Source organism: Streptomyces sp. NPDC002536, from assembly GCF_053594995.1.
This window is the reverse complement of the sequence record NZ_JBSFWU010000028.1, coordinates 41,029-58,814: the sequence shown is the minus strand read 5'-3', so window position 1 is coordinate 58,814 and position 17,786 is coordinate 41,029. Positions and strand designations below refer to the sequence as shown.

Genomic DNA, 17,786 nt, shown 5'->3' with positions numbered 1-17,786 from the left:
CGGCCCGTGGGGCGTCGCAAGCCCGGAATATCGGCGTGCCGGGGGGCCGGGTCAGTGCGGCCGGAGGTCCGGCCGACCGCAGGGCCGCGTCCGGATTGTGTCGATATGATATGCATCGTGATCAAGCCTGGACGGCCGCGGCCCCGTCGGCCCCACGGCCGGTGGCCCCCTGCGCTGCTGTCGCCGGTACTGCTGTCGCCGGTACTCCTGACCGTGGTCATCGCCAGCGTGGCCTACACCACGCCCCGCAGCATGGCCTTCAGCCGGCTGCTGCCCGCCGCACCCGCGCTCGCCGCCGCCATGTGGCCGGTGCTGCCCACCGTCCTGCTGGGGACGGTCTGCCTGCTGCTCATGATCGGGCTCGGCATCGTCTTCCCCGACCTGGGGGTCTGGTACACGGGAGCGGGGATCGTCGCGGTCACCGTGGCCGCCGCGTACGGCAGCCATGTCCGGCTCCAGAGGGAGCAGTCCCTCCTCCAGGTGCGGCTGGTCGCCGACGCGGCGCAGAAGGTGGTGCTCAGCCCGATGCCGCGCCACTTCCGGGACATTCAGGTCGAGGCGCTCTACCTGGCGGCCGCGGCCGAGGCCCGGATCGGCGGTGACTTCTACGAGGCCGCCGACACCCCGTACGGGGTCCGGCTGCTCATCGGCGACGTGCGGGGCAAGGGGCTGCCGGCGGTGGGAGCGGCCGCGGCGGTGGTCAATTCGTTCCGGGAGGCGGCCTACGACGAGACCGGGCTGAGCGGCATCGCGCGTCGTCTGGAGGCCAGCAGCACCCGGTACAGCGCCGCGTTCGCACCCGAGGACCTGATGGAGCGCTTCATCACCGCCCTCCTCGTCGAGATCCCGCACGACGGCGGCCCGATCGGGATCCTCAACTGCGGGCATCCCCCGCCGCTGCTCCTGAACCACGGGGTGCTGCGCGTCCTGACGCCCACCGTCCCCTCCCCGCTGCTCAATCTCGCCGACCTGATCGGCGAGCAGTACAGCGTCGACACGTTCGACGTCACCCCCGGCGACCAGCTGCTGCTCTACACCGACGGCGTCACCGAGACCCGCAACCGCAACGGCGACTTCTTCCCGCTGGCCGACTGGATGGAGCAGCAGACCGCGCCGCAGCCCCGGGAGCTGCTCGACAGGCTGCACCGCGATCTCCTGCACTACAGCAACGGCGGGCTCAACGACGACATCGCGGCCCTTGCGGTGGGCCTGCGGACGGCGTGAACACGGTGCGGAGCCTCTTGCCCGGTCGTCTTCGCGACGGCGCGAGCTGACGGCGGGCGAAACGCTCGAAATCACTGAGCGGGATGTCGGGGCGCAGCCGCTCGGGGTGGCCGGCCGGAGGGTCGCCCAGCCATGGGAGATCGGGGACCGGCGGCAGATACACCCACATGCTGCCCGTCTGGAACAGCCGGAACAGCCGGAACAGCAGAGCCACGGGCCTCATCGAAGCAGCACCTCGGCCACGACCGGCTCCGGGGCATCGGCGCGCCAGGACCACAGACGGGACACGGCGGTCAGGTCGAGGTCGTGGCCCTCGGTCCACAGCCGCGCGGCGGCCGTGAGCACCGAGTGCCGGTCGGCCTCGGGGGTGCCGGGACGGGCGGGCAGCAGCGGGATCGCGGCGCTCGCGCCGAGGCGCACGGCCCGGTGACGGCGGGCGAAAGCGGTGAGCGTCTGCCGCGGCCCGGCCTCTATGAGCAGCATGTCGTCGACGGCGACGAGCTTTTCAAAGGCAGGCGCGAAATAGACGGTGTCGGTGATCTGCCGGGCCCAGTAGCGGGGGCTGAGGGCCTCGTCCTCGGTCATGAGGTCGCCGGTGTAGCCGGAGTAGAAGGGGAGTTCGGGGGCGCGGAAGCGGATTCGGCGGTACGCCTCCTCGACGGCGTCGGAGGCCGGGGCCATCGCGGGGCTGTGGAAGGGGCTGGTGGCGGGGACGGTGACGACGGTGTGGCCGTCGGCCCGCAGCGCGGCCGCGACCTCGGCCAGCGGCCCGGACGAACCGGCCAGCATCGTCTGCTGCTTGGCGTTGACGGCGGCGATGGCGACGTCGTCGGTCAGGTACGGGCGCAGGGTCTGCTCGGAGGCCGCGACGGCCAGCATGCCGCCGGCCGGGACCTCGACGGCCCGGACGACGCGTTCGCGCATCATGGCGACCGCGTCGGGCAACGAGACCACGCCCGCGAGGGTGGCGGCGACGAGTTCCCCCGCGCTGTGGCCCAGCAGGGCGGCGGGCCGTACGCCCCAGCTCAGCACCATGCGGCCGAGTCCGTAGTCGACGGCGAAGAGCAGCGGCTGGGCGCGGCGCACATCGTCGATGTCGATGACGGGGTCGCCGGCCGTCCAGTCCGCCTTGATCCGGGGTCCGTCCTCGCCCATGAGGTCGAGGACCGCGTCGACGGCAGCGGTGAAGACCGGCTCGTGCCCGTAGAGGCCCGCGGCCATGGCGGTGTGCTGGGACCCCTGCCCCGGGAAGAGGAGGGCGACGGGGCGCGGCCGGCGCGTGACGACGGCTGCGGCCCTCTCCACGGCGGCGCCGGCGTCGGCGGCCGTGGCAACCGCGGCTGCGCGCACCGGACCGGGGGCGTGGCCGCACGGCACCGCGACGGGCAGGGCGGGGAACGCGGCGGGCGGCACCGCGTCGAGCAGGGGCCGCAGTTCGCTGCGCACGCGTGCCTCGCCGGGCGTGTGCGGTCCCGACCACAGCACCAGCCGGGGGCTGTCCGGGTCGGCGGCCTCCCGGCCGTGCCGGAGCGGCCGTACGACCGGCTCGGCGTCGGCATCGTCGCCCGTGCCGAGGTCGAGGACGCCGAGGACGGGGTCGCCGGCGGCGACCGCCTCGGCTGCACGGACCAGGGCGTGGACGGTGACGGACCCGCCATCCGGCTCGCCGAAGCCGGCGACGAGTGCGAAGTCGGCGGTCTTGTCCTGGAGTTCGCGGTGCGCGAGGCGCAGGGCGCGGGCCGGCGAGGCCGCGGTGCGCACCGTGACGCCCTCGTGCACGGGGTCGAGGCCGGTGCAGGGCCCGGCAGCGGCACCGATGCAGACGACGGTGCGGGCGGGCAACTGCCCGGGGGCGCGGCCGAAGGCGCGCAGCACCGCGGAGACGGCGGCGGAGGTGACCGGTGCGGGTCCGGGTGCGGACCCGGCGCCGACCACCAGTCGGCGGACGACCGCGGTCTGTGCTGTGAGCGACATGGGATTCCTCCTCGCACGCCCGTCGTCGCAGGGCGCTGTTGATCGGGCGCGGTGATATGAGGGCGGCCGCCCCTGTAGGGACGGCCGCCCGGGAGGGGTCCGCACGCCGATCGGGCTGCGGCCCCGGTGGGGGGCTCAGGCGGCCTGGGCGGCCTGGTCCTCGTTGATGAGGGCGAGCAGGGCACGCGGGGTCTCCGCGTCGACGACCGCGTCGTCCGGTATGACCACGCCGTACTCGCGCTGGATCTCACCGATGACCTGGAGCAGGGCGAGCGAGTCGTAGCCGAGCTCGATGAAGGGGGTGTCGATGACGTCGCCGTCCAGGTCGACGCCTTCCTCCTCGCCGGCGCTCTCGCGCAGCATGCGGGTCAGGTCGGCGAGGGTGACTTCGGTCGTGGTGGTGGAGGGCATGAGGTCCTCTTCTCGATGGTGGTGGAGTGGTGGAGTCGGCGACGGAGCGGCGATGCGGTCCGCTCAGGCGGCGCGGCGCACGACGAGCGCCGCGTTGAACCCGCCGTGGCCACGGGCCAGGACGAGCGCGGTGCGCAGGTCCGCCTCACGGGCCTCCGTCACCAGGTCGATGGGGTAACCGGGGGCCGCGGCGGGAACACCCGGGGTGGGCGGGACGACGCCGTCGCGCAGCGACAGCAGCGCGGTGGCGACGTCGAGGGCCGCCCCGCCGGCCAGCAGTCGGCCGGTCATCGTCTTGGGGGCGGTGACGGGTACGGCACGCGGCCCGAAGAGCCCGCCGATGGCCTCGGCCTCGGCCTTGTCGAGCTCGGGGACGCCGGAGGCGTCGGCGAAGACGACATCGATCGCGTCCGGGGTGACACCTGCGTCGGCGAGGGCGTTCTCAGCCGCGCGGCGCAGCCCCGGCGGGCGGCCGCTGCCCGGCCGCGGGTCGAGGGTGGCGGCGTAGCCGGCGACCTCGCCGTAGATCTGGGCGGCCCCGCGCTCGCGGGCCGAGCCGGCGTCCTCGACGACCAGGATCGCGCCGCCCTCGCCCGGCACGTATCCGCTCGCCTGCTCGCCGAAGGGCTGGAAGGCACGCGCCGGGTCGTCGACGGTGCTCATCAGGCCCGAGGCGATCTGCGGCACCCAGCCCCAGGGGCAGAGGGCCGCGTCCACGCCGCCGGTGACCACGAGCGGCACACCGCCGCGGACGTGCCGGCGGGCGTGGCCGATGGCGTCGATGCCGCCCGCCTGCTCGGTCAGCAGCACGCCGCTGGGGCCGCGCATCTTGTGCCGGATGGAGATCTGACCGGTGTTCACGGCGTAGAACCAGGCGAAGGACTGGTACGCGCTGACGTACTCCTTGCCCTTGGACCACAGGTTCTGCAGCTCGCGCTGGCCGAACTCCACGGCGCCGCCGGAGGCCGAGGTGACCACGCCCATGCCGTACTCGGGCAGTTGCGCGGTGTCGACGCCGGCATCCTCGACGGCCCAGTCGGCGGCGGTGAGCGCGAGGCGGGTCATGTGGTCGGTCTGCGGCATGAGCCGACTGGGGATGTGCTCCTCGGCGACGTAGCCGGGAACCTCTCCGGCGACCTTCGACGGGTACTGCGCGGGGTCGAAGCGGGTGACGCGGCCCAGGCCGGACCGGCCGTCCAGGGTGGCCTTCCAGTACTCCTCGGTACCCAGGCCGTTGGGTGCAGCGATGCCGAGTCCGGTCACCACCGTTGTGGCGCTCATCGCGCGCTCCTTTCGGGACGGGCCAGCACCATGGCGCTCTGGAAGCCGCCGAAGCCGCTGCCCACACTGAGCACGACGTCCGTCTGCTGCTCCCTGGCCGTCAGGGGGATGTAGTCGAGGTCGAGCTCCGGGTCGGGCTCGTGCAGGTTGGCGGTGGGCGGCAGCACGCCGTGCTCCATGGCCAGGGCGCAGGCGGCGATCTCCAGCGAACCGATCGCGCCGAGCGAGTGCCCGATCATCGACTTGATGGAGCTGACCGGGGTGTTGTACGCGTGCTCGCCCAGGCTCCGCTTGAACGCACCGGTCTCGTGACGGTCGTTCATCTTGGTGCCGGAGCCGTGCGCGTTGATGTAGTCGACCTCGGTCGGGTCGAGCCGGGCCGCGTCGAGCGCGGCGTCGATGGCCACGGACATCTCACGGCCGTCCGGCTTGAGGCCGGTCATGTGGAACGCGTTGGCGCGGGAGGCGAAGCCCGCGATCTCGGCGTAGATGTGGGCGCCGCGCTTCCGGGCGCTCTCGAGCTCCTCCAGCACCAGGACGGCCGCGCCCTCGCCGAGGACCAGGCCGCTGCGCGTGCGGTCGAACGGGCGGCAGGCGCTCTCGGGGGTGTCGTTGCGCGGGGTGGTGGCGTGGATGGCATCGAAGCAGGCCGAGGTGATCGGCGAGATCGGGGCCTCGGTGGCGCCGGCGATCATGACGTCGGCGGTACCCTCGCGGATCAACTCGACGGCGTGGCCGAGCGAGTCGAGCCCGGAGGTGCAGCCGGTGGAGACGACGGCCGCGGGGCCCTCGGCGCCGGCCTCCCAGCCGACCTCGGCGGCCAAGGAGCTGGGCACGAAGTGCCGGTAGAGCTCCGGGACCGCGTACTCGTGGTCGACGTTCCACTTCCGGCCGCCGTCGCTGACGACGACGTACTCGCGCTCCAGGCTGGTGGTGCATCCCACGGCGCTGCCGAGCGAGGTGCCCACCCGGCCCGGGTCGAGCGCGGAGAGGTCCAGGCCGCTGTCGGCGATCGCCTCGCGGGTGGAGACGACGGCGAACTGCGCGGCCCGGTCCAGCCGGCGGATCTCCTGCGGCGACAGCCCCGCGGCCGCCGGGTCGAAGTCGCACTCGGCGGCGACCCGGGACCGGAACGGCGAAGCGTCGTAGAAGGTGATGGTGCGGGTGGCGCTGCGGCCCGCCGTCAGCAGATCCCAGTACTGCTTGACGCCTACTCCGCCGGGGGCGACGACGCCCACGCCTGTGATGACGACTCTGCGCATGCCGACTACCTCGCCTTCACCCGAGTCTGCCGGAGGCGCTCCCCCGCGCTGTGCCGGGAGCACCCCCAGCCGGACGGAACTGTGCGGGCCACTGTGGATCCCTTCGGTCGGGCCGCTCACGGAACTGTTGGGCGCGGCCGGTGCAGTCATGGTTCGTGCCGGTCCTCGACGGCCGCTCGTGCGCTCGTCGACTCGTGTGGCGAGACGGGGGGCGGGTGCTTGTGCGCCGGGCCCGGGCGGAGATCAGCCGGCCCGCTGGAACAGCTGCTCATGGTCCGACTCGCCGGACAGCACGGCTCGTTGGAGCTGCTGGAGCTTGGCAGAGGGCTCCAGGCCGAGCTCGTCGACCAGGGTCTGACGCAGCCGCTGGTAGGCCTCGAGCGCCCGCCAGGTGCTTCCCGAGCGCATCAGGGCCACCATCAGCTGGGCGCAGAAGTTCTCGTGCATGGGGTGACGCGCCGCCAGGAAGTGCAGCTCCGAGACGAGTTCGGCATGCCGGCCGAGCCGCAGGTCGGCGTCGATGCGCCGCTCCAGCGCGGCCATGCGCTCCTCTTCCAGGCGCAGCACCTCCAGCTCGAGGACGCCGCCGACGCGTACGTCGACGAGCGCGGGCCCCTGCCACATGGCCAGCCCCTCGGCCAACAGATCGGAGGCGGCCCGGTAGTCACCGGCGTCGAAGGCGGCCCGGCCGGAGCAGGCGATCTGCTCGAACTCGTGGGCGTCGAGCTGACCGGGCTGGATCTGGAGGAGGTAGCCACCGTGCCGGGTGACCAGCACGTCCTTGGCGTTGCGCAGCGGATCGCCGTCGAGGGCGACGGCGATCTTCCGGCGCAGCTGGAGGATGTAGGTCTGGAGCGTCGTGGCGGCGCTGCGAGGGACGTCCTCGCCCCAGATCTCCCCCATGAGCGTCGGAACGGTGACGACGCGGTCGGCGTGCAGTGCAAGCAGCGCGAGGATCTGCCTCGGCTTGGCGGCGCTCGGCACCAACGACACTCCGCGCTCGTACGCCCTCAGCGGGCCCAGAACCTTGACATCCATAGAAGTGCTCTCCCCTTTCGAGCCGTACCTGCCGGGCGTGGGTCCGGCGGTTCCTCTCGGAGCAGACACGGAGCCTGGCATCGCGGCGGCCGAAGTCCCAGTGAGGGGCTCATGAGCGCAATCGTGAAAATGTCATGCCTTGGTGGTGATCAGTGCACTGGGCGGAGTGGTGGCGACGATCACAGAATGCGAGGCAGCGGACGCCGCCCGGCGACGCGGCCTACAGGGGAGGGAACATTCACATGTCCACGGTCCACCTGACCTCGCACTCCCAGCACACTGCCGACGACGACCACCGTTTCGCCGAGCTCGTCGCCCGTGTCGGCCTCGAGCCGGACCTTGGGCAGCGGTACGCAGCCGACCCCGTGTCCGTCATGACCGAGCTCGGTCTGTCGGCGGCCGAGCCCTTCTACACCGGCCGGGCTCTGGTCATGGAAGATCTCGACCGGCCCGACCCCGCCGCACTCGCGCTGCTGACCGGCATCCCCCGCGCGCTCTGAGCCCGCGATGGCGACCGACGGCCTGCACGTGGGCTTCCGGCGGCACCTACGTGCCGAAGTCGTCCCCGAGGAAGCCACCTATCTGCTGTCCCCCCGCGGTGTCACCGCGCTCTTCGGGGAGCACATCCAGGCTCTCGCTCCGCTGCTCGACGGCACCCGCACCCTGCGGGAAGTGCTGAGCGAGGCCGGCTGCATGCTCCCCGCCGTCGAGGCGGGCCGGCTCATCGCAGAGCTGGGCAGGGCGGGGCTCATCGGATACCGCGACGCGACGCAGGAGCCCGGCGACGGCGCCGCGCAGGCGTACTGGGACCTCGCCGCGTCCGACGGACTGCGCACGGCCCAGGAGCGCACCAGCACCGTGGTGGAGGTCCTCGCCGTCGGCCGCTGCGACGCTGCGGAGGCCCGCGCCGCCTGCCGGGACTCCGGGCTGACGGTCGCTCCGGCGAGCGACCGTCCCACCCCGGGAGCGGCCGGGTTCTCCCTGGTCGTGTGCGACGACTACCTGGCACCGGAGCTGCAGGAGATCGACGCCTGGCACCGGGCGGCGGGCCGGCCCTGGCTGCTGACAAAGCCGGTCGGGGCCGAAGCCTGGACCGGGCCGGTCTTCCGGCCCGGCGAGGGCGCCTGCTGGTCCTGTCTGGCCACCCGGCTGAGAGGGCACCGACGCGCCGAACTCGCAGTGCAGCACGCCCTGGGCGGCGACGGCCTGCTGCCCAGGCCCGAGGCCTCACTGGCGGCCGGGCGCGCGCTGGGGCTCCACATGGCGGTCCTGGAGGCGGTGAAGTGGCTGGGCGGTATCGAGCACCCGTGCCAGGGGGCGGTCTCCACCCTGGACACGCTCACGCTGCGCACGTCCAGCCACCGGGTGCAGCGCCGACCGCAGTGCGCCGCGTGCGGCGACCCGTCACTGGTCGCCCGTCGCGCCATCCGCCCCGTCGTTCCGGCATCCCGGCCCAAGGCGACGCGGGACGGCGGGTACCACCACCGCGCGCTCTGCCCTGAGCAGATGCTCGATCGCTACGGCCACCTGATCGGCCCCGTGACCGGGATTGTCACCGGGGTCCGGCGGGACGACCGGACGCCCGAGGGCCTCAACCGCTATGTCTCGGGCCACAACCTGGCGCTCGCCGGCCACGGCCTCGGCTGGGTGCGCGGGGGCCTGCGCAGCCTCAGCGGCGGCAAGGGGGTCACGGCTCTCGAGGCACAGGTCAGCGCGATGTGCGAAGCGGTCGAGCGGCACAGCGGCACCCGACAGGGCGACGAGCCGGTCATCCACGATTCGCTGACGGGCCTGGGCGAGGAGGCCCTGCACCCCAACACGTGCCAGCTGTTCGCCGAGTGGCAGTTCCGCGACCGCGAGCACTGGAACACCCGGCATTCCCCGCTCCAGCAGGTGCCCGCACCGTTCGACCCGTCGACACCCACCGCGTGGACGCCCGTCTGGTCGCTGACCGCAGGCAGCCAGAGGCTGTTACCGACCTCCCTGCTGTATTTCGGTCCCGGACCGGGCGGACCGGCGCAGGAACTGTGGGCCGATTCCAACGGCAACGCCGCCGGGAGCAGCCTGGAGGACGCGATCGTCCAGGGATTCCTGGAGCTCGTGGAGCGCGACGCCGTGGCGCAGTGGTGGTACAACCGCACCCGCCGCCCGGCGGTCGGCCTGGACACCTTCGACGAACCGTGGCTCGCACGCCTGCGCGAGGCGTACGCCCGGGCGGGCCGCCGCGTGTGGGTACTGGACCTGACCTCCGACTTCGGGATCCCCGTCATGGCCGCGCTCTCCCGGCGCCCGGACGGCCCCGCCGAGGACATCGCCTTCGGCTTCGGGGCGCACTTCGACCCGCGGTTCGCCCTGCGCAGGGCGCTGACCGAGATGGCCCAGCTGCTGCCGACGGGCTCCGGAGACACCGGATACGGCACGACGGACCCGGATCTTGTGTCCTGGTGGTCCGGGGCGACCATACGGAATCAGCCATACCTCATGCCCGATCCAGCCGAATCTGCCCGCACTCCCACCAGTTATCCCTATACACCCCACTCTGACATCCGCCAGGAAATCGCAATGTGCGAACGGCTCGTGCGGGAGCGGGACATGGAGATGCTGGTGCTGGACCAGACGCGGCCCGATGCCGAACTCCCGGTGGCGAAGGTAGTTGTACCGGGCATGCGTCACATCTGGGCCAGGTTGGCCCCCGGTCGGCTCTTCGATGTCCCGGTGCAGCTGGGTCATCTCGACCGCCGCACTTACCGGGAGGAACTCAATCCCATCCCGCTCTTCGTCTGAGTTGGACCCGCAACAAGGACAGTGGTGACCGTGCACCACCCGGCCTAATATGCGGTCTTACTACGAGTCCTGACGAGGAGATACCTGGTGGAGCCAGTCGCAGCACAGGGTGTGGGCCGCGTGAAACCAGGCACTCGACGACCGGCAGAACTCGGGGCCGAAGGACCACAGGGCGCCGTGCCGCGCCTGGCCGACCGGGATCTGCCGGCTCCCCGGCTGGCCAGGACGATCACCATCGTGGTTCTGTCCTGTCTGTCGATCGTGGTCTCCCTCAACTCGCTGGAATACAGCCGCAGTGCATCGGCCGTGACCTGCTCGCTGGCGATCGTTGCGATCGTCTTCACTCTTCAGTTCCTGCACTCCTCCCCCAAGGCGCAGGGCTGGTCGAAGCGCCGCCGCATTTGCATGCTCACAGCGCAGGCGTTGTTCACCTATGCCCCGGTCCTCTTCTTCGACCGGGCATGGGTGAGCATGACAGGGCCGCTTGCAGGATCGATCCTGCTGCTTGTCCCCTTTCCGCTCGCGTGGGCGCTGTTCGCCGTCTGTGTGGCCATCCCCGCCTCGTTCCAGCTGGTGGTCCCCCTCAGCTGGCTGGAAAGCTCGTACCTCGTCCTGTCCACGCTCTTCACCGGCTTGGTGATCTACGGGCTGACGCGGCTCAACGACCTCGTGCACGAGGTGCACGCCTCCCGCGCCCGGCTTGCCAGCATGGCCGTCGCCGAGGAGCGCCTCCGGTTCGCCCGCGACCTTCACGACCTGCTCGGCTACAGCCTCTCGACGATCACACTCAAGACCGAGCTGATCTACCGGCTCGTCCCGGCCCGCCCCGACCAGGCTCGACAGGAGATCACCTCGGTGCTGGACGTGTCGCGGCAGGCCCTCGCCGACGTACGTCTGGTGGCCAGCGGGTACCGGGAGATGTCACTGCAGACGGAGGCGGAGTCGGCAGCCTCGATGCTGGCGTCGGCCGACATCCGGGCAACGGTGGACGTCGAGGTCGGACGGCTGCATCCGGTGATCGACACCGTGCTGGCCACCACGCTGCGGGAGGGGATCACCAACATCCTCCGGCACAGTAAGGTGCAGAACTGCGTGATAAAGGCACGCACAGAGGGGGAAACAGTGCAGCTGAGTCTGGTCAACGACGGCGTGCCGGACGCTCCCCGGCTCCATTCCCCCGACAGCGGAAGCGGCATCGGCAATCTGCGCACCCGCTTGTCCGCAGTCGGCGGCCGGATCGAAGCGGGTGTTCAGGAGAGCGGCTGGTTCAGGCTGGCCGCAGAAGCACCGGTGAAGCCGGGCAGCCTGACGCTGCTGCCCGACGACTCCGTCTATTCAGCAGCCTGAGCCACCACAGGTCTCACTGTCATCGTGACCACGGGGGGAACCGATGCTCGACGTCAAAATCCTGCTCGCCGAAGATGTCCACATGATCCGCGGGGCACTGATCGCCCTGCTGGAGCTGGAACCGGACCTGCGCGTCGTCGCCTCCGTCGACCGTGGTGACCGCATCGTGGCATCCGCTCTGGCGGCACGACCCGATGTCGCGATCATCGATATCGACCTTCCCGGCACCGACGGCCTGACTGCGGCCGCCGAGTTGCACCAACAGCTGCCCTCCTGCCGCACGCTGATCCTGACCAGCCTCGGCCGGCCCGGTACGCTGCGTCGCGCCCTCGCCGCACAGGTGACGGGATTCCTCCTCAAGGAATCGCCGCCCGACCAACTGGCGCAGGCCGTACGCAACGTGGCCGTGGGGCAGCGAGTCATCGACCCGCAACTCGCGCTCTCCGCCTGGGACTCACCCGAGAATCCGTTGTCCCCCCGCGAGCTGGAAGTGCTGCGGCTCGCCATGCGCGGCGCCGACGCGGCGGAAATCGCAGGCTGCCTCTTCCTGTCGAAAGGCACCGTACGAAACTACCTCACCACCATCGTCACCAAGCTCAACGCCCGCAACCGCATCGACGCCATCCGCATCGCGGAGGAGGCCGGCTGGATCCCCTGACGGCTGGTGTCCGGAGGCGTGGAGGAGTGCATCGAGCAGCCCCTCGTCCAGCGTGGTCTCCACAAACAGGTCGGCCGAGCCCCCGAAGCCTCCGTCGTGGACAGCCGTGCTCACCACGTAGCGTCCGTCGCACACACCATGGGTGCGGAAGCACCACTCCCGGGCACCGGCATCCTGACCGTCCGGCCACACCAGCCGGGCACCGGCCCCCTCCAGGGCAAAGCCGAACTCGGTGAAACGGAAACGCAGTCCCTGGCCAAGTGCCTTGCTGTAGGCCTCCTTCAGCGTCCACAGCCGCACGAGCAGATCGTTCCGCCGCGCCGGATCCGCCTCGTCCAGCCGCGCAAGTTCGAAGTCCGTGTACGCCTGCGACTCCGAACCGGTGCCTGCCATCTGCCGGTCCGCGAGCTCCACGTCCACACCGACCCTCCCCCGACGGGTGATCGCGACGACCATGATCTCCTCGGTGTGGCTGAGGCTGACATCGATCTGGTCACAGCCGCGCACATACGGACGTCCGCCAGGCTGGTAGGCCAGGTCCACCAGTTCGGGAGCGGTTCCGATGGCGGCCGCTGCGGCCTGCCGCAGCAACACGCGCGACGCCGTGAAACGCTGCCGGGTCCGTGGGTGCGTCATGCTCCTGTAGCGGTGCCAGTCCCGGCCCAGCAACAGCCTCAGCCGCTCCGGGTCCTGCACATGGGGAAGCCAGTGGTTCAGCTGTCCGTGGACCACGGCGGTGCCGGGGCTGCGCAGCTGCGCGCGGAACACGTCCCATGGACCTTCGGGACCGCATACTTCGAGCGGCCTGCCGATCGGTCCTGCCGCATCGGCGCCGGTCATGTCACGCCCCCACAAGGCTGCTCGACAGCGGTCCCGCATCCAGCGCCGAGAGGACGCCTGCCAGGTCGACGGCATTCGTCTGCGGGCCCCGGCACACGGCAAGGCACTTCGGGCCGGCGGAGCCGCCCATTCGACGGACGAAAGGTGTCAGTACAACGCGGGGCCCGATCTCCACGACGTGTGTCGGCGTCTGCTGGGCGAGCAACTGCCGGGCCGCATCGGCGAAACGAACGGGCGAGGTGACATGCGCCGTCCAGTACCGCCCGTACAAAGGCTCGGTGGTGAAACCGCCGCGGACGCCCGAATAGTAGGGCAGGCGGGCTGCGCCACCCGGTAGCCGGCGTGCGGCCACCTCGAATCGGGGCAGCATCGGCTCCATGAGCGGCGACTGGAAAGCGTGCGAGACCTGGAGCATCTGGCACAGGATGCCGCGCGCTTCCAGCCTGGCCTGGATCCGCTCCAGGCCCGCAGTCTCCCCGGACAGCACCGTGGCCTTGGCCGCGTTGACCGCGCCTATGGTCACGCCCGGCTCGCGGGCCGCGAATTCGGCAGCCTCGCACGCGGTCGCACCCGTCGCCATCATGCCGCCGGGCGGCAAGTACTGCATGAACGCACCCCGCAGCGCGACCAGCTTGGCAGCATCGGCCAGCGTCAGCGCGCCGCCGATGACGGCAGCGGCGAACTCGCCCACGCCGTGGCCGAGCACCGCGACCGGCTGCACACCCACTTCCTCGAGGGCACGGGCGAGCGCGTACTCCACGGCGAAGAGCGCGGGTTGCGCGAGCGCTGTCTGATGAATCCTGGCGTCGCCGCTGAGGATCAGGTCCACGACGGACACTCCTGTATACGGCAACAGGACGTCGGCGGCCTCGTCAAGGTGTGTCCGGTAGGCGGCAGAATGGGTATAGAGCCCGGAGGTCATCCTCGGGTGCTGGCAGCCCAGGCCGGTGAAGACGAAGGCGGCGCGGACATCCCGGCCGCTGTCCGGGCCGATATCGCACAACGCCAGATACCGGGCCAACGCCCGCACGGTCGGATGGTCCCAGATGTCGGTGGGATCGATGAACGGTCCGAACTCCTCCTCGATGTCGCCGTACAGGCTGAGGGCTGCAACCGAGTCGAGCCCGTACTCGGTGAACGGGACGTCCGCCTCGACGGTGCGGCCCAGGTAGCGGGCCAGCCGCTCCGTCAGCCAGTCTCTGTAGACGGATTCGCTGTCCGCTCGGGTCATCATGTGCTCCTTCATCGAAGGCCGGGGGAATGCACGGGGATCGAACGCACTGCCGTCAAGCCAGCGCGGAGCCGTAGAGGTCATAACTGCGGCGGCCATGCAACCGTCCCAGCACCTCGGCGAGTACCCGCTCCCCTGCGGCCGACGGCCGATCGGGCAACGGAAGGCCGAGGCGCCGGGCGAGTCGGTAGAGTCCAGCCGTGACCCAGGCCGGGTCGGCCAGGAACGCATCGCCACCGGAATGCGCTTCACGCCACACGCCCAGGGTTGCCGCGGCCGTGAGCAGCAGGGTGTACCGGTCCGTCAGGCCGAAGGCATGGGGGCTGACCAGGGACTTGCGGTCGGCAGGATCGATATCGCCGAACTCGCGTCGCAACTCGTCAAGTTCGGCTGTCAAGCCGCGGGCGAGGAAGCGGAGCGCGGCACCGGTATCCGAGTCCGAGGACGCCGGCAGGACCGTCTCCAACCGGTCAGTGCAGGCGACCAGGGTCGCAGCGAGCGGGTCGCCGTCGCCGAGCAGCGCAGGTGCGCCCAGGTCGAGCGGTGGCAGGCCGTCGTGGAGCCGGAAAAGAGCGGCGGGCGCCTCCGGGTCGGCGAACCAGGCTCGTCGGGCGAAGAACGGCAGCTGCGGCACGATGCTCACCTGGCGGCCGGCACTGCCGGCATGTCCCAGCGAGGTGACCGGAAGATCCCGCAATTGCTTCCGGAACATCCCGTACGCGCCGTCCTCGGCGAACGTCGCCTTGCCGAGCACGGCCGACATCTCGTCCATCGACTCGGCGAGCAGCTTCGGCGCAATATAAGCAGCCGCAGCTGCGTACGCGCTCATCTGCCCGGGCAACAGATGCAGCGCTCGGGTGGCCACCAGCGCCAGACAGTCGCTGAGCAGCAGGTCGAGGAAGGCACCGGTGAGCACGTCCCGCACGTGCTGGACGTCCAGCGCGGAGCGGCCGTCGTCGCGACGGCGGGCGGCAAAGCGGACGACTGTCCGCAACGCAGTGTCCACCCCCGCCAGAGCGATGGAGGGAATCAGCCCGCGGATGGCGAGGGAGGAGCGCAGCGAGATCTCATAGCCGTCACCGGGCCGGCCGACCAGGGCACTCGTCGGTGCCGGGCAATTGGTGACGGCCAGGCCTCCGAACTCGGCACTGCGCATGCCGTCGGTGGCGTGCCGGGCCAAGTCGGTCACGGTGTCCGGAGGCAGTGCGGCACGGTCGAGGAACAACACCGAGTGAGTACGGCCCCTGGCGGCAGCGGCCTCGTCGGTGCGGGCGAACACGACGAGGCCTCCGGCACGGGAGGCGTTGGCGATGACGGCCTTGCTGCCGTTCAGGAGGTAGCCGTCGTCGTGCGCGACGGCTGTGAACTCCTCGCGGACGAAAGCGTTTCCGTGCGCGACCTCGTGGCGCACCACCGCGATGCGGCGGCCGTCCAGGAGCATTCGCGCGGCATGGGCACGCTGCTGGGCATCACCCGCGGCCCAGACGGGGACCGCAGCGAAAAAGCAGCTGAGACCGTAACCGAAGCCGAGCGAGGCGTCTCGGCGGAACACCGGACGCAGCACCCGGCCCAGCACGTCCATCCGCTCCAGTCGACCGCCGAGTGGTGCGGGCACGAACTCGGCGCTCAGCGCGAAGTCGTCGAGGACCCGCTCGGCGCCGGGCAGCACTTCACCTTTGGCGTCTGCTGCCAGTAGGGCGTCGAAGCCGAGAGGGTTGCCAGGATCGTCCAACGGGCCGAAAGCGTGCTCCAGCCGTTCGATCCGGTCCTCATGGGTCATGAACGGCTCCCTGCGGGCAGTAACGGGGTGGGCTCGGGGGTGATCTCCTGGTGCAGCGTCGGCAGTTCCCCCTGCAGGAACAGTCCGCGCATGACGGAGCGTTGCACTTTGCCGCTGGTCGTACGGCGCACGGTGCCGGGGCGCACCAGCAGGACGGCCCCGGCCCGGATGTCGTGCTCCTCCGCGAGTGCGCTGTGCACGGCGGCGGTGAGGCCTGGGTAGTCGACGTCGTAGTGGGTGCGGGCGCGCAGTTCCTGGACGACCACCACCCGCTCGCGTTCGCCGGGAGCAGAGAACACGGTTCCGGCGGCGAAGAGCGCGCTGACCTGCTGGACGGTGCGTTCCAGGTCATGGGGATAGAGGTTGCGGCCAGCGACGACGATCACGTCCTTGAGCCGACCGGTCACGTACAGCTCACCCTCGAGGAGGGCGCCGAGGTCGCCGGTACGCAGGAAGCCGCTCCGTCCGTCGGCAGTGCGGCCGGCGAAGGTCGCGGCCGTCTCGCCGGGCCGGTTCCAGTAACCCGCTGCCACGCTGTCGCCGCGCACCCAGATCTCACCGATCTCGCCGTCCGGCAGCACGGAGGCCGTCTCAGGGGCGACGATCAGCACGTCGGTGCCGGTGGGCATGCCGCAGGAGACGAGAGTCCTGGCCGGGTGCTCCGGCCGTGGCGCGCTCAGCGTGCCCTGTTCCAGGGCGGCGGCGTCCACGAGGCGCTCGGCCCGCGGAGCCCCGGACGGCGCCCCGGACACCAGAAGGGTGGCTTCCGCCAGGCCGTAGCATGCAGACAGCGCCTCGGCCCGGAAGCCGGTGGAAGCGAAGCGCTCTGCGAAGGCGCGCAGCGCCTCGGCCCGGACCGGTTCGCCACCGCTGACCGCAGTCAGCCAGCCGGAAAGGTCGAGTCCGACGAGCTGCTCGTCGGTGATCCTGCGGACGCACAGCTCGTAGGCGAAGTCGGGGGCCCCGCTCAGCGCGACACCGTACCGGGAGATCGCCTCGAGCCAGCGGACCGGCTGTCGGACGAAAGCCTCCGGCGACAGCAGCACACACGAGCCGCCGAGCCACAGCGGATGCAGCAACTGGCCGACGATCCCCATGTCGTGATGGAAGGGCAGCCAACCGCCGAGCCTCGCCCCGGGAACCGTGCGCAGCGCCCGGCAGATGACGCGCTGGTTGGCGAGGATGTTGGCGTGCGTCACCACCACGCCCCGCGGTTCGCGGGTGGAGCCCGAGGTGTATTGCAGGAAAGCAACAGTGTCCCCGTCGAGCTTCGGCTTGCGCCACGGGGCGGACTGCGGCACCACGTCAGCGGCCAGGCAAGGGATGTTGCCGTGGCCAGTACGGGCGAGCATCCGGGACACGTCGGGGGCGTCGGCAGGGTCGGTCAGGGCGACGCAGGGGTGTGCATCCTTGACGATGGCCGCGATCCGCGCTTCGTTGTGACGCCGACCGCTGGGCGGCGGAGCAGGCACGGCGACGGCCCCCGCGTAGAGGCAGGCCAGAAAGCTGATGGCGAACAGCCTGCGGTCCGCGTGCAGAACGAGCACACGCTCACCCGCGGCCCCACGGTCCTGCAGCCATCCGGCCAGCCGTCGGGCACCGTCGTCGAGAGCTCGGTAGGACACCGTCTCCGGCTCGCCCTTCCCAGCCTGCTCCGTCAGCAGGACGAACGCCTCTTTGTCGGGCGTCTGTGCGGCCCTGGCCAGTACAAGATCGGTAAAACTGCGGTAGCCGTCCAACGCCTCCCCCTCGTGTGTCGTGGCTGACCACGCCGCGCACTCATCGTCCTCGGTGCGCCCGGGCACCGGCACCGTATGCCCGCCCTCTCGAAGGCTGCTCAAATCGTCCAGGAGTGGTGCGTACCAGCGCGTCGTTGCCGGCACGAGGCGGAAGTGCAAGTCGTCGGCCATGCCTGCAGGTTCCGTCAGGACGCTCGAAGGGGACTCGCGCCGTGCA

The 17,786-nt window shown here is 71.1% G+C and carries 14 protein-coding genes and 1 pseudogene; 5 read left to right on the top strand and 10 right to left on the bottom strand.

Annotation, left to right across the window (positions count from 1 at the left end; translation table 11 throughout):
• Window positions 1-252: 252 nt before the first annotated feature.
• A complete protein-coding gene (locus ACWD4B_RS13295; protein WP_451420887.1) occupies window positions 253-1,224 on the top strand; it encodes a PP2C family protein-serine/threonine phosphatase in 972 nt (323 codons plus the stop codon).
• Here ACWD4B_RS13295 and ACWD4B_RS13290 read toward each other — a convergent pair.
• The 6 genes from ACWD4B_RS13290 to ACWD4B_RS13265 form a co-directional block, all read right to left on the bottom strand.
• Entirely contained in the window at window positions 1,178-1,393 is a 216-nt protein-coding gene (locus ACWD4B_RS13290; protein ID WP_451420886.1) for a DUF6059 family protein, read from the bottom strand. The two genes, ACWD4B_RS13295 and ACWD4B_RS13290, sit on opposite strands and share 47 nt — an antisense overlap.
• Window positions 1,394-1,443: 50 nt before the next feature.
• On the bottom strand, window positions 1,444-3,198 hold the full coding sequence (locus ACWD4B_RS13285; protein ID WP_451420878.1) for an acyltransferase domain-containing protein: 1,755 nt from the start codon (window positions 3,196-3,198) through the stop codon (window positions 1,444-1,446).
• 135 nt (window positions 3,199-3,333) lie between these two features.
• Window positions 3,334-3,609 carry an acyl carrier protein gene (locus tag ACWD4B_RS13280; RefSeq protein ID WP_451420877.1) on the bottom strand — a complete coding sequence of 92 codons (276 nt, stop codon included), beginning with the start codon at window positions 3,607-3,609 and terminating at the stop codon, window positions 3,334-3,336.
• A gap of 63 nt (window positions 3,610-3,672) precedes the next feature.
• On the bottom strand, window positions 3,673-4,890 hold the full coding sequence (locus tag ACWD4B_RS13275; RefSeq protein WP_451420876.1) for a ketosynthase chain-length factor: 1,218 nt from the start codon (window positions 4,888-4,890) through the stop codon (window positions 3,673-3,675).
• Entirely contained in the window at window positions 4,887-6,152 is a 1,266-nt protein-coding gene (locus ACWD4B_RS13270; RefSeq protein ID WP_451420875.1) for a beta-ketoacyl-[acyl-carrier-protein] synthase family protein, read from the bottom strand. The genes ACWD4B_RS13275 and ACWD4B_RS13270 overlap by 4 nt, the downstream gene beginning before the upstream one ends.
• Before the next feature lie 243 nt (window positions 6,153-6,395).
• Entirely contained in the window at window positions 6,396-7,190 is a 795-nt protein-coding gene (locus ACWD4B_RS13265; RefSeq protein ID WP_451420874.1) for an AfsR/SARP family transcriptional regulator, read from the bottom strand.
• Window positions 7,191-7,432: 242 nt separating this feature from the next.
• Between ACWD4B_RS13265 and ACWD4B_RS13260 the strand changes: the two genes are divergently transcribed.
• The 4 genes from ACWD4B_RS13260 to ACWD4B_RS13245 all read left to right on the top strand — a co-directional run bounded on the left by ACWD4B_RS13260 (window position 7,433) and on the right by ACWD4B_RS13245 (window position 11,979).
• The gene (locus tag ACWD4B_RS13260) at window positions 7,433-7,690 is read left to right on the top strand and encodes a hypothetical protein (protein ID WP_451420873.1); all 258 of its coding nucleotides are present in this window, start codon (window positions 7,433-7,435) and stop codon (window positions 7,688-7,690) included.
• 7 nt (window positions 7,691-7,697) lie between these two features.
• Complete coding sequence (locus tag ACWD4B_RS13255) at window positions 7,698-9,974, top strand: TOMM precursor leader peptide-binding protein (protein ID WP_451420872.1); 2,277 nt, start codon at window positions 7,698-7,700, stop codon at window positions 9,972-9,974.
• An 87-nt stretch (window positions 9,975-10,061) separates the two neighbouring features.
• Complete coding sequence (locus ACWD4B_RS13250; RefSeq protein ID WP_451420871.1) at window positions 10,062-11,321, top strand: sensor histidine kinase; 1,260 nt, start codon at window positions 10,062-10,064, stop codon at window positions 11,319-11,321.
• A gap of 43 nt (window positions 11,322-11,364) precedes the next feature.
• Window positions 11,365-11,979: a response regulator transcription factor gene (locus ACWD4B_RS13245; protein ID WP_451420870.1), complete on the top strand. Its 615-nt coding sequence runs from the start codon at window positions 11,365-11,367 to the stop codon at window positions 11,977-11,979.
• 117 nt (window positions 11,980-12,096) lie between these two features.
• On the opposite strand, the pseudogene ACWD4B_RS13240 reads toward ACWD4B_RS13245, so the two are convergent.
• From ACWD4B_RS13240 to ACWD4B_RS13225, 4 genes and pseudogenes are all read right to left on the bottom strand, one after another.
• A pseudogene (locus tag ACWD4B_RS13240) lies at window positions 12,097-12,435 on the bottom strand (4'-phosphopantetheinyl transferase family protein); the annotation flags it as partial.
• Between the two features lie 385 nt (window positions 12,436-12,820).
• Window positions 12,821-14,149: an acyltransferase domain-containing protein gene (locus ACWD4B_RS13235; protein WP_451420869.1), complete on the bottom strand. Its 1,329-nt coding sequence runs from the start codon at window positions 14,147-14,149 to the stop codon at window positions 12,821-12,823.
• Window positions 14,106-15,830, bottom strand: coding sequence for an acyl-CoA dehydrogenase family protein (locus tag ACWD4B_RS13230; RefSeq protein WP_451420868.1), 1,725 nt, complete (start codon window positions 15,828-15,830; stop codon window positions 14,106-14,108). Before ACWD4B_RS13230 ends, ACWD4B_RS13235 begins: the two co-directional genes overlap by 44 nt.
• Complete coding sequence (locus tag ACWD4B_RS13225; protein WP_451420867.1) at window positions 15,827-17,740, bottom strand: fatty acyl-AMP ligase; 1,914 nt, start codon at window positions 17,738-17,740, stop codon at window positions 15,827-15,829. Before ACWD4B_RS13225 ends, ACWD4B_RS13230 begins: the two co-directional genes overlap by 4 nt.
• Window positions 17,741-17,786 lie beyond the last annotated feature (46 nt).

What these genes read in the sequence shown, in the direction of transcription:
- ACWD4B_RS13255 (WP_451420872.1), top strand. Translation starts at nt 7,698, where the DNA reads ATGGCGACCGACGGCCTGCACGTGGGCTTCCGGCGGCACCTACGTGCC.
- ACWD4B_RS13265 (WP_451420874.1), bottom strand. Translation starts at nt 7,190, where the DNA reads ATGGATGTCAAGGTTCTGGGCCCGCTGAGGGCGTACGAGCGCGGAGTG.
- ACWD4B_RS13230 (WP_451420868.1), bottom strand. Translation starts at nt 15,830, where the DNA reads ATGACCCATGAGGACCGGATCGAACGGCTGGAGCACGCTTTCGGCCCG.
- ACWD4B_RS13260 (WP_451420873.1), top strand. Translation starts at nt 7,433, where the DNA reads ATGTCCACGGTCCACCTGACCTCGCACTCCCAGCACACTGCCGACGAC.
- ACWD4B_RS13235 (WP_451420869.1), bottom strand. Translation starts at nt 14,149, where the DNA reads ATGGCCGCCGCAGTTATGACCTCTACGGCTCCGCGCTGGCTTGACGGC.
- ACWD4B_RS13290 (WP_451420886.1), bottom strand. Translation starts at nt 1,393, where the DNA reads ATGTGGGTGTATCTGCCGCCGGTCCCCGATCTCCCATGGCTGGGCGAC.
- ACWD4B_RS13295 (WP_451420887.1), top strand. Translation starts at nt 253, where the DNA reads ATGGCCTTCAGCCGGCTGCTGCCCGCCGCACCCGCGCTCGCCGCCGCC.
- ACWD4B_RS13280 (WP_451420877.1), bottom strand. Translation starts at nt 3,609, where the DNA reads ATGCCCTCCACCACCACGACCGAAGTCACCCTCGCCGACCTGACCCGC.
- ACWD4B_RS13245 (WP_451420870.1), top strand. Translation starts at nt 11,365, where the DNA reads ATGCTCGACGTCAAAATCCTGCTCGCCGAAGATGTCCACATGATCCGC.
- ACWD4B_RS13285 (WP_451420878.1), bottom strand. Translation starts at nt 3,198, where the DNA reads ATGTCGCTCACAGCACAGACCGCGGTCGTCCGCCGACTGGTGGTCGGC.
- ACWD4B_RS13275 (WP_451420876.1), bottom strand. Translation starts at nt 4,890, where the DNA reads ATGAGCGCCACAACGGTGGTGACCGGACTCGGCATCGCTGCACCCAAC.
- ACWD4B_RS13270 (WP_451420875.1), bottom strand. Translation starts at nt 6,152, where the DNA reads ATGCGCAGAGTCGTCATCACAGGCGTGGGCGTCGTCGCCCCCGGCGGA.
- ACWD4B_RS13225 (WP_451420867.1), bottom strand. Translation starts at nt 17,740, where the DNA reads ATGGCCGACGACTTGCACTTCCGCCTCGTGCCGGCAACGACGCGCTGG.